Annotated in this window: 16 protein-coding genes; 2 read left to right on the forward strand and 14 right to left on the reverse strand. The window is 43.1% G+C overall.

Annotated features, from left to right (window positions below; translation table 11 throughout):
- Positions 1 to 10 precede the first annotated feature (10 nt).
- The 5 genes from AC0OMA_RS10935 to ilvA all read right to left on the reverse strand — a co-directional run bounded on the left by AC0OMA_RS10935 (position 11) and on the right by ilvA (position 3,762).
- Complete coding sequence (locus tag AC0OMA_RS10935) at positions 11 to 574, reverse strand: YpmS family protein (protein WP_015251867.1); 564 nt, start codon at positions 572 to 574, stop codon at positions 11 to 13.
- Between the two features lie 9 nt (positions 575 to 583).
- Entirely contained in the window at positions 584 to 1,351 is a 768-nt protein-coding gene (locus tag AC0OMA_RS10940) for an SGNH/GDSL hydrolase family protein (RefSeq protein WP_015383905.1), read from the reverse strand.
- 77 nt (positions 1,352 to 1,428) lie between these two features.
- Positions 1,429 to 2,010 (reverse strand): cytochrome c oxidase assembly accessory protein ScuA, encoded by a 582-nt coding sequence (gene scuA, locus AC0OMA_RS10945; RefSeq protein ID WP_024572006.1) that lies wholly within the window; start codon positions 2,008 to 2,010, stop codon positions 1,429 to 1,431.
- Positions 2,011 to 2,157: 147 nt separating this feature from the next.
- Entirely contained in the window at positions 2,158 to 2,409 is a 252-nt protein-coding gene (locus AC0OMA_RS10950; protein WP_047182767.1) for a DUF2535 family protein, read from the reverse strand.
- 84 nt (positions 2,410 to 2,493) lie between these two features.
- Positions 2,494 to 3,762, reverse strand: a complete 1,269-nt coding sequence (gene ilvA, locus AC0OMA_RS10955) for a threonine ammonia-lyase IlvA (protein WP_047182768.1) — start codon at positions 3,760 to 3,762, stop codon at positions 2,494 to 2,496.
- Between the two features lie 248 nt (positions 3,763 to 4,010).
- Here ilvA and AC0OMA_RS10960 point away from each other — a divergent pair, with 248 nt between their 5' ends.
- Complete coding sequence (locus AC0OMA_RS10960; RefSeq protein WP_047182769.1) at positions 4,011 to 5,006, forward strand: sigma 54-interacting transcriptional regulator; 996 nt, start codon at positions 4,011 to 4,013, stop codon at positions 5,004 to 5,006.
- A 20-nt stretch (positions 5,007 to 5,026) separates the two neighbouring features.
- A complete protein-coding gene (trhA, locus tag AC0OMA_RS10965; protein WP_047182770.1) occupies positions 5,027 to 5,668 on the forward strand; it encodes a PAQR family membrane homeostasis protein TrhA in 642 nt (213 codons plus the stop codon).
- 39 nt (positions 5,669 to 5,707) lie between these two features.
- Here trhA and AC0OMA_RS10970 read toward each other — a convergent pair whose 3' ends face one another.
- The 9 genes from AC0OMA_RS10970 to AC0OMA_RS11010 form a co-directional block, all read right to left on the reverse strand.
- A complete protein-coding gene (locus AC0OMA_RS10970) occupies positions 5,708 to 6,328 on the reverse strand; it encodes a lysophospholipid acyltransferase family protein (RefSeq protein ID WP_015483352.1) in 621 nt (206 codons plus the stop codon).
- On the reverse strand, positions 6,329 to 6,835 hold the full coding sequence (gene dfrA / locus AC0OMA_RS10975) for a dihydrofolate reductase DfrA (protein ID WP_015383909.1): 507 nt from the start codon (positions 6,833 to 6,835) through the stop codon (positions 6,329 to 6,331).
- Positions 6,832 to 7,626, reverse strand: coding sequence for a thymidylate synthase (locus AC0OMA_RS10980; protein WP_015483353.1), 795 nt, complete (start codon positions 7,624 to 7,626; stop codon positions 6,832 to 6,834). The genes dfrA and AC0OMA_RS10980 overlap by 4 nt, the downstream gene beginning before the upstream one ends.
- A gap of 83 nt (positions 7,627 to 7,709) precedes the next feature.
- The gene (locus AC0OMA_RS10985) at positions 7,710 to 8,243 is read right to left on the reverse strand and encodes a phosphatidylglycerophosphatase A family protein (RefSeq protein WP_003230797.1); all 534 of its coding nucleotides are present in this window, start codon (positions 8,241 to 8,243) and stop codon (positions 7,710 to 7,712) included.
- 17 nt (positions 8,244 to 8,260) lie between these two features.
- Positions 8,261 to 8,872 (reverse strand): YpjP family protein, encoded by a 612-nt coding sequence (locus tag AC0OMA_RS10990; protein ID WP_009967559.1) that lies wholly within the window; start codon positions 8,870 to 8,872, stop codon positions 8,261 to 8,263.
- A gap of 259 nt (positions 8,873 to 9,131) precedes the next feature.
- Positions 9,132 to 9,905: a class I SAM-dependent methyltransferase gene (locus AC0OMA_RS10995; protein WP_047182772.1), complete on the reverse strand. Its 774-nt coding sequence runs from the start codon at positions 9,903 to 9,905 to the stop codon at positions 9,132 to 9,134.
- Positions 9,906 to 9,946: 41 nt separating this feature from the next.
- A complete protein-coding gene (gene brxA / locus AC0OMA_RS11000; RefSeq protein ID WP_003230794.1) occupies positions 9,947 to 10,381 on the reverse strand; it encodes a bacilliredoxin BrxA in 435 nt (144 codons plus the stop codon).
- Positions 10,382 to 10,487: 106 nt separating this feature from the next.
- Complete coding sequence (gene ilvD / locus AC0OMA_RS11005; protein ID WP_015483355.1) at positions 10,488 to 12,164, reverse strand: dihydroxy-acid dehydratase; 1,677 nt, start codon at positions 12,162 to 12,164, stop codon at positions 10,488 to 10,490.
- 288 nt (positions 12,165 to 12,452) lie between these two features.
- On the reverse strand, positions 12,453 to 13,586 hold the full coding sequence (locus tag AC0OMA_RS11010) for a conserved virulence factor C family protein (protein WP_042976329.1): 1,134 nt from the start codon (positions 13,584 to 13,586) through the stop codon (positions 12,453 to 12,455).
- Positions 13,587 to 13,639 lie beyond the last annotated feature (53 nt).

Genomic DNA, 13,639 nt, shown 5'->3' on the forward strand with positions numbered 1-13,639 from the left:
TCAGTCACCTCTATTGTTTAGGATGGTAATAGGAAAACTCAATTTCATCTTTTTCTAAATTTATCTTATCCGCTTTGACATACATTCCATTCGTTAAAGGCATTTCTGACAAACGCACTTCAATGCTTTTATCTCCGGGGTGAACATGGACAAATGACGGCAATTCATAAAAGCTGTCCATATAATTTAACACAAAGCTAATTGGTATACTCAATTTCCCTAACGAAAATTTCGTGACATTCAGCTCTACATCACCGTTTTTTTTCACGGTCGGCTCAAAAGCGATAAACGCATCAATAGACGTGGAAAATGCCTTGATTTTCCCTGCGACATGAACATCATCATCAATCTCTACTTTATAATCAAGCTTGTTTGATGCTTTGTCGTTTAAATATGAGTTAACAAACGCAGCTAATGATTCTTTTGTGCTGGTCACTTGAAATCCATACTCGCTCTCAGATGAATCCTTCACCTGAGCCTGTTCCCCCGGGAGCAAAACAAGTGCCACAAACCCGGCGGCGAGGATAAAATTGATTGCAAGCAATATAAAAAACAGTCGCTTCCACTTATTCATGCTGTCACCCTACTCTTTCGGTAATCCTTCTTTTTTAATGGCTTGATAGACGCGCTTTGCGATAAGAGAATAACCCGTACCATTAGGATGAAAATCATCTTCCTCAGAAATTCGGCTGCTGTCACTTTTTTGATTGAACAAATCTTCGATATGAATGATTTTTGCATGTTTATCTTTTTTCAGCTCTTTTTCAGCAATATGGTTCCAATCCGTGACGACACCATTTATTTCATTTAGTTCTGATAATGTAAACGTAAACGGATTGTACATGCTGACATAAATCAGCTCAGCGTGATCATTCAGCTCGCGAATTTCAGAAATGATTTTTTCAAAGCGCTTTTCGTACGGTTTTTCCGCTTCCTGAAACGGTTCAACGGTTAATTGCAGAAAGTTTTGGCGAAGGATTTTCATCAAATCATTACCGCCAATTGTAAAAAAGACATAATCTGCGTCCTTTATGCCTTTTTGAACCTTTTTATCTTTTAGTTTTTCTAATAAATCATCCGAACGGTTCCCTTTTACAGCATAATTTTTCACGTCGACCGTTTTGACTTGTTTATCTGACCGGATAGAATCCGCCACCTTGCCGACATATCCCTTTTCGTCGGGATCTCCGACTCCTTCTGTCAGCGAATCTCCGACAGCCGCTATGACAATGTGTTCTTTTGTTTTCGTTTCATGGGCTTTTTGTTTTCCCTCAGATGATGTACGTATGCTCGTACACGCAGTAAGAAGCAAAATCAAACTGGCCATGATTGAAAAAATGCGCAGCTTCAATCTTGTTGCTCCTTCCCATTCTACTAGTGGAAAGTGTATCATGTTTTAGAAGATTTGCAAATGCCTAGTCTTCTAGCTTACTTGAGTGTACTGGCTGACTTCACATCGGAAATGATATCATCGTACGGTGTATTCTCTACTCCATTGTAATCTTTCAGCACCTTACCGTCCGGACCTACCAAATAAAAAGAAGATTGATGAATCACTTGGTCCTCTCCCTCCGGCTTCTTTACGATCGCTTTAAAGCTCTTAAGTGCAAACTCCTCAATCTCACTCTGGCTGTATCCCGTGAGAAAATCCCAGTTATCAAAAGATAATGGATAATTTGCAGCAAATTTCTTCAGCTGTTTCGGCTTATCGTTTTCTGGGTCAACACTAAATGATATGATGCGGACATCTATATTTTCGGCTTTCAGTTTTTTTTGCAGATCAGTCATATGAGCGGTCATTGGCGGACATATAGTTTCACAATTGGTAAAAATAAAATCCGCCAGCCATACTTCTCCTTTTAAACTCTCTAAAGAAACGTTCTTGCCGTCTTGGTTTTGAAATGTAAAAGGCTCCACCTCGTAATTAAGCGGATTTTTAATCTGCTGTCCTCCGCATGCACACAAAAACAGAAAAATCAGCCCAGCCGTTAACCCCTTGATAACCTTCATGACATCCATCCTTTCCAGCCAGCATAAAAACGCTTTCTAAAACCGACCTTACTGTCCCATGTTTGTATTCGATACTGAGCAAAAAAAATCCTGCATGCCTCCCCATTAACGATTACAAAGGAGGGCATGCAGGTAAAAAACGGCATGTTACGCGTTGTGCTTTAACACCTCTTGATGAAATACAGCCTTATAATCTGCCCACTTCATCCGGCGCTTCATATAATGTCGGAAAGAATACACTTTTGCCCTGCTGTTTGATGAAAACACTTCTTTTAAGTAGAATTGCAAATGGTGATGTAACATAAAGAAATAGTGCTCATCTTCCTTTAATACAGGTATTTCTGTCACTTTCACCTGAATCCCGTCACCGCGTTTGAACTCTAGGCTTTTGAGTAACAAGCTATCAATCCTCTTTTTTGTTTTTCTTCTATTATATATGATGCCAGCCGGTCTGTCTGTCATTTTGCGCGGTTGTGTAAAAAATTAGATCAGCAAATGGAACAAGTCCTCATCCTTGTTCACCTCTACATAATGAAACGGTTTTTTGTTCATCCGTTCAATCAGCGGCCCATAGTCGGCTTTGTTCTGCAGCTCAATGCCGACAAGAGCAGGTCCGTTGCTTTTATTATTTTTCTTCGTATATTCAAACCTTGTAATGTCATCATTCGGCCCGAGGACTTCGTCAAGAAATTCGCGGAGCGCCCCCGCTCTTTGCGGAAAGTTGACGATAAAATAATGCTGAAGACCTTCAAAAATCAAGGAACGCTCCTTCATTTCCTGCATTCTTCCGATATCGTTATTGCCCCCGCTTACCACACACACCACATTTTTTCCTTTAATTTCATTCTTGTACAAATCAAGCGCTGCGACAGAAAGAGCTCCAGCCGGTTCAGCAACAATCGCACATTCGTTATATAATTCAAGAATGGATGTACATACTTTTCCTTCAGGCACAAGGAGAATGTCATCAACGACAGATTCCAGCGTCCGGAAGGTTTCCTCGCCAATTTTTTTAACAGCCGCCCCATCTACAAACTTATCAATTTTATCAAGTGTGACGACATGCCCAGCTTTATTTGATTCAAAATAGGATGCCGCTCCCACCGGCTCAACAGCAATTATCTTTGTATCAGGAGACACGTTTTTCAAATATGTACCTACCCCAGAGAGAAGGCCGCCGCCTCCGACACTTGCAAAAAGAAAATGCGGTTCTGTATCAATGTCGTTTAAAATCTCGACCGCGAGCGTTCCCTGTCCGGCCATCACATCCGGATCATCGAACGGATGGATAAACGTCCGAGATTCCGCCTCACAGCATTCAACAGCGCTTTTATACGCATCGTCAAACGTATCGCCTGTCAAAATAATATCGATAAATCCTTTTCCGAATAGTTCAACTTGAGATACTTTTTGTCTCGGTGTAGTAGACGGCATAAAAATTTTCCCGTGAATGCCAAGATGTTTACACGAAAATGCCACACCTTGAGCGTGGTTTCCGGCACTTGCACACACAACCCCGTTCTCTGTCTGCTCGCTGGAAAGCTGTTTCATTTTATGATAAGCCCCTCTGAGCTTAAAAGATCTGACAACTTGCAAGTCTTCACGTTTTAAATAAATATTGCATTCATATCTCTCAGAAAGTCTGTCATTCCTCTGCAAAGGTGTGTGAATGACAACGTCCTTTACGTTTTGGTGAGCCTTCAAAATGTCTTTCACTTGGATGAGAGAGTTTTCTTTAAGCAACGGTTTCATGTACAGATTCCTTTCTTGTTTTAAATCCCTATTTAATATGCCATTATAACACGAATATTCAAAAAATAAGACAATTATTTTTATTTAATAATTAAAAAAATACAGACTATGCCCACCACATCTTGTGGTAACTTCTGTTCAACCATTATCCTGCAGAGCCAAGAAAAAAGATGATCGTAAAATAAAGGGTGTTTTCAACCAAAAGGCATGATATAATGAAACCAATTAGAACCAAAAGGAGCCAATTGATGAATAGTGCACCAAAACTCAATACATTTCAACATCTAATCGGAGAACATCAAACTTTCCTGGAAGCGAAGCGAATCGCCAAGCAGTTCTCGTTATCAGAGCTTCCTGTCTTAATAACAGGAAAAATCGGAACAGGCAAAAATCACTTCGCACATGCCATACACTTGGAATCTTCGAGAAGCAATGAACCGTTTATAATCGTCAATTGCAGCACCCATTCGGAAGAAACCCTTATTCATGAGCTTTTTGGCCCTAACAGAAACACAGGTGTTTTTCAAAAAGCGGTACGAGGAACCCTTTTTCTTGATGATATATGGTGCATGCCTGCTTCTGTACAAGCTCAGCTGTTAAAAGCGCTTGATTCAGACACGGAGAAACCGCGAATGATCTGTGCTTCTGCAGACCGATCCGTGGAACATACCTTCAGGCAAGACTTATTCTACAGACTGAACATTTTAACGCTCACACTGCCCGAATTATCGGAACGAAAAAGCGATATTCCGCTTTTGACACAGCATTTTCTCTCAAATTCCGATCAGCAAATGTTAATCGATCCCTCCGTTTTTCAGGTGCTTGAGAAGCATACATTTGAAGGCAATGTCAGGGAATTAAAAAACGCTGCAGATTATATGGCGGCAGTATCAAGCGGAGGAACGATTCAGCCATATGACCTGCCGCCATATATTAGAGGCGCGATAGACGGAAAAACGTCGAAGAAAAAAGCGAAGCTGCTGACTTTAATGGAAAAAGCTGAGTTTTTATTTATTTTGGAAACAATAAAAGTATTGAACGAAAAAGGAGAACCTGCCAGCAGACGGATCATTTCTGAACACAGCAAAAATACCCAAACCTCGTTAACTCCTCAGCAGGTCAGAAGCCGTCTCGACTATTTGGAGAAAAAAGATTATGTCACCAAAAGCCGCGGACGCGCAGGCACAAAAATTACCTTTGAGGGCTTGAGCTTTATAGAGACGTTAAAAAATCAAATGATCTAGCGATCGAAAGGAGAATGTACTTGTTTACAATCAAAGAAGAGATCGCCAATGCGATTACACACGGCATCGGTGTCCTCTTATCCATCCCAGCATTAGTGTTTCTAATCATATTTGCGGCTAATTACGGGTCTGCATGGGACATTGTCAGCTTTACAATATTCGGTGTCTCTATGCTGCTGTTATATTTGAGCTCCACCCTGCTTCACAGCATCACACATAAAAAAACGAAGGACATTTTGGAGATTATTGATCATAGCGCGATTTACGTACTCATCGCCGGAACCTACACGCCTTTTTTGCTTGGGCCGCTGAAAGGCACACTCGGCTATACCCTGTTGGTTATCGTATGGTCACTTGCCCTAGGCGGAATCGTTTTTAAAATTTTCTTCGTGAAACGGTTTATCCTATTGTCAACCTTCGTGTATTTAGTCATGGGGTGGCTGATGATTATTGCAGTTAAACCTTTATATGCTTCACTGAGCGGAGCAGGATTCAGCCTCCTTTTTCTCGGCGGCATTTTATACTCTGTCGGAACCATCTTTTACATTTGGAAAAAGATCCCCTTCCATCATGCCATTTGGCACAGCTTTGTATTGGGCGGAAGCGCTGCTATGTTTTTCTGCGTGCTCTTCTATTGTGTAAAGGTGCCGTTCCTTTCGTAACAGTAACAGAAAAGCGCAGTCTTCACGACTGCGCTTTTTTTATGCACGTAATTGTTTTTCATTGGCAGGTATATAAGCTTTTGAAAAGGACAATTCAATGTCTGCCGGTTTTAAGCGTTTAAAAAACGAGCCCTTTTGCATGTTATCTGTTCCTTTCGTTTCCACCATCACCAACGGAAGATGATAGCGGGCCGCAAGCTCTACAGGATCAATAGAACCATCTAGTGAAAGAATCAGGCTTTGTCCCTTTTCCAGCTGTTTTTTCACATCTTCATATACCTTTTCTGAATCACCGTCTGAAATCACATCCATCCGATCCAGCCATTGCCCGATAAAAGGCAAGCGGAACACTTTTGGGTTGGCGATAAAGCCGGCCGGTTCCTCAATATATCCAGCAATTAAGGCCAGTTCAGCCAAACGCAAACGGGGATGCACATACAAAACAGGACCGTGTGGTATTGGCTCTGGCTGATGGATCGTCACAACTGAACCGGAGATGCCGATACAGCCTTCCAAAAACGCCTTTGGCTGTTCGTACACAAGAGTCATCTGTTTTTTGTATGACAGACGGGGATCGAGCATTGTTTGATTAAATAATTGTTTCATATTTTTTAACAGCATATACACAATATAAACCACTAGAAGGCTGTAGCGAACCAATTAAAATCCTCCCGCTTTAGAAGAATTCTTTTTTTCATACATTAGAAATTCGTAATCATACGGGTTTTTTTCGTCTTTGATCCCCTGCTCAGAAGAAACCAGCTTCCAATTGGATTCATCAAATTCAGGGAAGTGACGGTCACCCTCAAACTCGTGATGAATTTTCGTCATATACAGTCTGTCCGCATAAGGGAACAGGTCCGTATAGAGCTGAGCTCCTCCGATCACAAAGCATTCTTCAGGGCCTGAACAAATGTCCAGTACATCCTTTAATGAACTGACAACCGTGCATCCCGGAAATTCTGAAGCCGGCGCTGAGGTAACGACAATATTTTTCCGATTTGGAAGCGGACGTCCGATCGATTCAAATGTTTTCCGGCCCATAATGATTGAATGGCCCGATGTTACTTTCTTAAAGTATGCAAGATCATTGGGCAAATGCCACGGCAAATCATTGTCTTTGCCGATAAGCCTGTTGGCATCCATCGCAAAAATGAATGAAATCATACGCTGACCGCCCCTTTTATATGAGGATGCGGATCATAATCCTTGATGATAAAGTCCTCAAATGCAAAGTTAAAAATAGAATCAACCTTTCTGGCGAAACGAAGCTTCGGAAGCGGTCTAACATCTCTTTCCAGCTGCAAATTGACTTGTTCAATATGATTTTGATAGATATGAACATCACCAAATGTATGGATGAACTCGCCCGGTTCAAGCCCAGTCACATGAGCAATCATCTTGGTTAGCAGGGCATAAGATGCAATATTAAACGGCACACCTAAGAAAACATCGGCAGAGCGCTGATAAAGCTGACAGGACAGCTTGCCGTCAGACACATAGAATTGGAACAGGCAATGGCACGGCGGCAACGCCATTTTATCAATTTCACCAACATTCCAGGCGCTGACGATTAAGCGTCTGGAGTTCGGATTTGTCTTAATATCTTCAATAAGACGGGAAATTTGATCAATGGTTTCTCCATCAGCTCCCCGCCAAGAACGCCATTGGGAGCCATATACAGGTCCAAGTTCACCGTTTTCATCAGCCCACTCATTCCAGATCCGCACTCCGTTTTCCTGCAGATAGCGTACATTCGTATCTCCTTTTAAGAACCACAGCAGTTCATGCGCAATTGATTTAAAGTGGAGTTTTTTAGTGGTGAGCATCGGAAAGCCTTCCCGTAAATTAAATCTCATTTGATATCCGAAAGTGCTGATTGTTCCGGTCCCTGTCCGGTCTCCCTTTTTCTCACCATGCTCTAAAACATGTCTGCATAAATCCTTATACTGTTTCATTTTTTTCATCCTTTAAAAGTAGTCTTCTAGTAGTGTAACACAATAAAAAATCATTTCTGAACCCAGAAATGATTTTTTTATAGTCAGCTGACGACAGGCTTTTCATCCTGTTCTTTTTCTTCATCTTGCAGATCCTGATGCGTATGTGCAATTCTGCTCGCCGCTGCTGCAGCAAGAGCTGCCACAATATCATCCAAAAAGGTATGAATACCGTCTGGACTTTCATCAAGTTCCTTAATAATTCCAATCTTCTCTTTATCCAAATAACCGAAATTGGTCAAACCGATCGACCCGTACACATTAACGATTGAAAGCGGGATAATTTCATCTATGCCGTAAAGCGGTTCATCCGTTTCAACAAGGTGCTGCAGGGGCTCGGGGAGAAGCTTCTGTTCTGCAAGCTGATCGAGTGCAAGGCCTGTCAAAACAGCATGAATAATTTCACGTTTGTTCAGGACTTTTTCTACATTCTCCATGCAAACACTGAGCGGCAGATTTGGATTGTATTTTTCCTGAAGTTTTTGAACAATCCGCGCAATATCTTCTATCATAACGCCCCGTTTGTTCAGCATATCCTTTGTTATATCGACCATTTCATTCATTGTGTACTTTTTCATGTCTAATGGCATCTCCTTTAGGCACTCATCCAGTTGGGAGGCGTGTTGCGGTCCCAGTAAATGCTCCCAAGCTCATGATGTGATTGAAATCCATCTTCTGCTGTATGATAATGAAAATTAAACCAGTAGCCGTCATGAGGCGGGTGGTCTCTTCGCACATGGAATCTGAGAAGATCTTCTCCAGTTGTCCGATTGTAAACGTTGAAAATTTTTTCCGTTTTGCCCGCTGAAGGCATGCTTGAGATCACAACATCTTGGTACGCCTCATCATCTTGCAATGTCGCTAAATAATCACTAATCACATTTTCGATTTTTGGCAGGATCTCTTTCCGATAGTCATCCTCAATGACCGGAGCGATTCTGCTGCCGAATTTTAAAAAGGACTGATCCTCAGCGCTGTCAAGGAGCTGTTCCTTGTACGATTGAAAAAGCAGTTCAGGATCTCGCCTGTCATCCGACTCATCATCGTACAGGTCATGCTCATCATAAAAAGCGGTGTAATCATTCTGCTCAAGACTGCTCGGCTGTCCGGAAGGCTTGTCCGCCATAAGGGCAGCCGGAGGAGATACGAGCCCGAACGTTACAATGGTAAATAAAACCACAAGGGTCTTTCTCATCCACAATTTCATGACTGCTTATTCCTCTCTATTTTATTGTCATGTTTCTCTTATTTTAGCACATCCAAAACATGCAAGTCATGTACTATATGAAACTGAAATGCAAATTAGGAGATTCGTTGCTATGCACTTTGTGTAAAAACGCTTACAATATTCCATGAAAGGAGGCTTTCCGCATGATTGACGCTCTGTTTGCCACAGTTTCACTCTTAACATTGTTATACTTTGTCGTCATGGAGGTCACCGATTAACAGAAAGCCCGTGATATGAATCACGGGCTTGTTTGAATGACGCCATAATGGAACAGTGCTGTCTTTCTTTTCATGACGTTAAAACCAAACTGTTCAAACCGCGGGCTTTTCCAGTGGTCTTTTAGCACAACGCTTTTTCTGGCGACTCGTACCGCTTCATTGATACATCCTTCGTGCAAAACGGAACCCTCTGCCAAATCACGTAAAGGCGCGATGCCGTCAGAGGTCTCTACAGGTTCATGAAACATTGGATCGAAATAAACCACATCAACAGAGTTGTCAGGAAGCTGCTTGATGTATTCTAAGCAATCACCATTCTTCACCTGGATTCTTCTCATCGCAGCTTGAAGCTCTTCTATACCCGTTTCCCATGAATGCAGCCCCATCCTCACTAAAACAGACACAAGATGGTTTTTTTCAATCCCAACAACAGAACCCGTTTCGCCTACCGCCATACTTGCGATAATGGCATCTGACCCCAGCCCGAGTGTGCAATCTAAAAACGTATCTCCTTCAGATAAGCCGGCAGCCCGAAGCATAGGCTCTTGCTCGCCCCGTAAAAAGCGTTTGGCTCTGAACATCGCTGTATTCGGATGAAAAAAGAATTTGGCACCTTGTTTCGTATACAGCTCAAACCGCTCTTTGCCGACCACAAGCAAATCACGTTCAGCTGACTTCAGCAGGTGTTCAACCGTTTGTTTATTCCGGCCGCAGTATGGCATATTTAGCTCTTTAGAAAGCTGCTTTGCGGTTTTTATGGTGTGTTCAGACGGTCTATAGCTTGTTGTTATCATCTTCTGTACTCCCAAAAAGAAAATGCCCGGAAAACGGGCATTTAGCAGTGCGCATCGAAGGCAGCAGTCAGGTTTTTCATAATTTCTTCCATATCGTGTCCTTCAATTTCATGACGCGGAATAAAATGTACGACTTCTTTGCCTTTCAAAAGAGCCATTGATGGTGATGAAGGCTCCTGGCCAGTAAAATACTCACGCATTTTCGCAGTAGCTTCTTTATCTTGGCCCGCAAAAACAGTCACCGTATTGTCAGGTGTTTTGTCATTCTGGAGGACTGCCTGCGTAGCCGCAGGACGCGCAAGGCCTGCCGCGCAGCCGCATACAGAGTTAACGACTACAAGAGTTGTGCCCTCTGCCTTTTCCATAAAGTTTTCTACTTCTTCCGCTGTTGTTAACTCTTCAAAACCTGCTCCAGTCAGCTCGCGGCGCATCGGTACGACAAGCTGGCGCATGTATTCTTCATAAGCCATTGACATAAAAAAAGCCCCCTCTAGTATCCTTCATCTGAAGTAAAGGATACTATAGAGAGGGCCGGATTTCAAATGTTCACGCCTTAAAATAAAAGAAAGTGTCCCCAGCTATCTAGATTTTCATAATACCGCCGGTGTTGGCACTTGTCACAAGTTTAGAATAACGTGCCAGGTAGCCGGTTTTCACTTTCGGTTCAAAACCTTTCCAGTTCGCTCTTCGTTTTTCCCACTCTTCTTCTGGCACTTGTACATCCAAGATACGTTTTTCAATATCAACGATAATATGGTCTCCGTTTTCCACAAAGGCAAGCGGCCCGCCCTCAGCTGCCTCAGGTGATACGTGGCCGATTGAGAGGCCACGGGAGGCTCCGGAAAAACGTCCATCCGTAATCAATGCCACTTTTGGTCCGAGTCCCATTCCAACGATTTGGGATGTTGGCGCCAGCATTTCCGGCATGCCAGGTCCGCCTTTTGGCCCTTCGTATCTGATGATGACAACGTCGCCTTCTTTTACTTTTCGGTTGATAATGCCGTCAAGCGCCTCGTCCTGAGAATCGAATACGACAGCCGGCCCTTCGTGTCTTGTAATCCCATTCTGTACGCCGCCTGTTTTAATGATAGCGCCGTCCGGAGCTAGATTACCGAATAAAACAGCAAGGCCACCCTTTTCAGTGAATGGTTGATCCAGCGGATGAATGACGTCATAATCCTTTACTTCATGTCCGGCAATGGTTTCTCCAAGAGTTTTTCCTGTAACAGTCAGCGCATCTAAATGAAGCGCTCCTTCTTTCTTGGAAAGCTCATTCAGAGCCGCTGACACGCCGCCCGCTTCATGAAGATCTTCAATAAACACATCCGATGCAGGCGCCAGCTTGGCCAAGTGCGGCACACGCTCAGCGACTTCGTTAATGCGTTCTAAAGAGTATTCAACGCCAGCTTCGTTTGCAAGGGCAAGCGTATGAAGAACGGTATTTGTAGAACCTCCGAGCGCCATATCGAGTGCAAACGCATTATCAATCGCTTTTACTGTAACGATATCACGCGGTTTAATATCTTTGCGAATCGTTTCCATTAATTGCGCAGCCGATTTTCTCACAAACTCTTTGCGTTCCGGAGATGTCGCCAGAATGGTTCCATTACCCGGCAAGGCAAGACCAAGTGCTTCTGACAGACAGTTCATTGAGTTCGCCGTAAACATGCCTGAGCAAGACCCGCACGTTGGGCATCCGAACTGCTCTAGTTCTTGAAGCTCGTTTTCGTTGATTTTCCCTGCTTGGTAGGCGCCTACCCCTTCGAATACTGAGGAAAGGGAGATTTTTCGCCCGTCACTTGTTCTTCCTGCCGCCATCGGTCCGCCGCTGACAAAAATCGTCGGAATGTTGATGCGCATTGCCGCCATAAGCATTCCCGGTGTGATTTTGTCGCAGTTCGGAATACAGACCATTCCGTCAAACCAGTGTGCGGATACAACCGTTTCCACAGAGTCTGCGATAATTTCACGGCTTGGCAGCGAATATCTCATACCGATATGCCCCATTGCGATGCCATCATCTACCCCAATGGTATTAAATTCAAACGGCACGCCCCCTGCTTCTCTGATTGCTTCTTTTACGATTTTCCCAAACTCCTGCAAGTGAACATGACCGGGAACGATATCAATGTATGAATTACACACCGCAATAAACGGCTTGCCGAAATCCTCTTCTTTTACCCCTGCTGCACGAAGCAAACTGCGGTGCGGAGCTCTATCGATTCCTTGTGTGATCATATTACTGCGTAATTCTGCCATGGTGATCCTCCTAAATTCTTTCAATTGTTTGATTGGATTTTATTTTGACAATTTTCAGTTTATTTATGGGCTGTTTTTGCAAATAAGATAAATACAGGCCGCCCTCACCTTGTTTTGTTCTTTCATGTTTTTATATTTATATAGCTTTCTTTCGATTTGAACCCTCCAACTATTAATATTGTTACTTACTATAAATAGTTTTCGGATATTTTTCAACAATATTCGAAATAATTTTTATAAAAAGTGAATTCACATAAAAAAGGTGCATGATCTGCACCTTTTTTATCTTTATTCGCCTTTTTTTCTGCTTTCCGTCATTTGTTTCCAAACAGAACCTTTTGCTTCTTCTCCATGCTCAATACGTTCAAGCGCCATTTTGACTTGAAGGCTGACCTCAAATTCGGGGTCATCTTCGGCAGCGCGCAAAGCTTCAATTGCACTTTCATCGCCGACTTCGTACAGGAACATGGCCGCACGCCAGCGAACAAGCTTGCTGGAGTCGCTTAACGACTTGATCATAGCAGGAATGGCTTGAGGATCGCCGATATCAGACAGGCAGTCTCCGGCCGTTCTTCTGACTGATACAGCTTTGTCCTCAAGTGCTTTATACAATAGAGGAAGAACATCAGGTGTTTCAATCATTCCTAAGTACACAACAGCCTGTCTTCTGATGGACACCTTTGGATCATCCAATGCCTTCTGTAAAACCGGGATATCCTCTTCTTTCGGATCCATCTGTTCCAAGTGTGCATAACGCTTTTTCCAGTCCTCATCATCCAGCATGTCAAGCGTTACTTTATACGCTTTGCGCTGTACAGCTTGTTTTGCTTCGCCCTTTCCTTGAGCGGCTGCTTCAGTCAGTCGTTTCAGCCGTTCATCACTGTATGCCGCCTGAAGCTCTTCTGTCACGTCATGGCCGATTTCATCAAAGTCACCGAATCTGACACCTTGTTCTTTCCAAGCCCGCTCAAACACAACATTGGAAGCTTCAGATCTAAGTTTTAAGATCGCCTGCTGAAAGCGTTCAGGTAAGCCGAAGCGTTCTTCCCGCTCTCCATCGGTTAATTTAACTTGCATAGGAATGCCGCTGAACATCTGCACAAAAACTTTTACCTCTCCAAAAGATTCTTGATCAGAACGATTTTCTTCTGCGCTTTCAGCACTTTCCATCCCAAATGCAGTGCGGACTTGCGGTAAAATGTCTTTCCAGTCGTATCTTGCATTCCGTTCAACAGCAAGAAAATCTGCGACGTGATATACCCCTTTAACTCCATCTATTTTAAGGATTTCCGCTATAACAGGCGGTGCGCCTTCTGCTTGCTCAGGTTTATAGTTATTGCTTTTACCCGCCGGAAGCTCTTCCGTTAAGATGACTTTCATTGTATTCGGGCTTGGTGTAGGTTCAATTGATTTTATCTTCATGATCGTCCTCCTATAGCATATCTGTGACTTATTCTATCATAGTCGCTCCAAGC

The organism is Bacillus sp. AMCV2 (assembly GCF_056033925.1).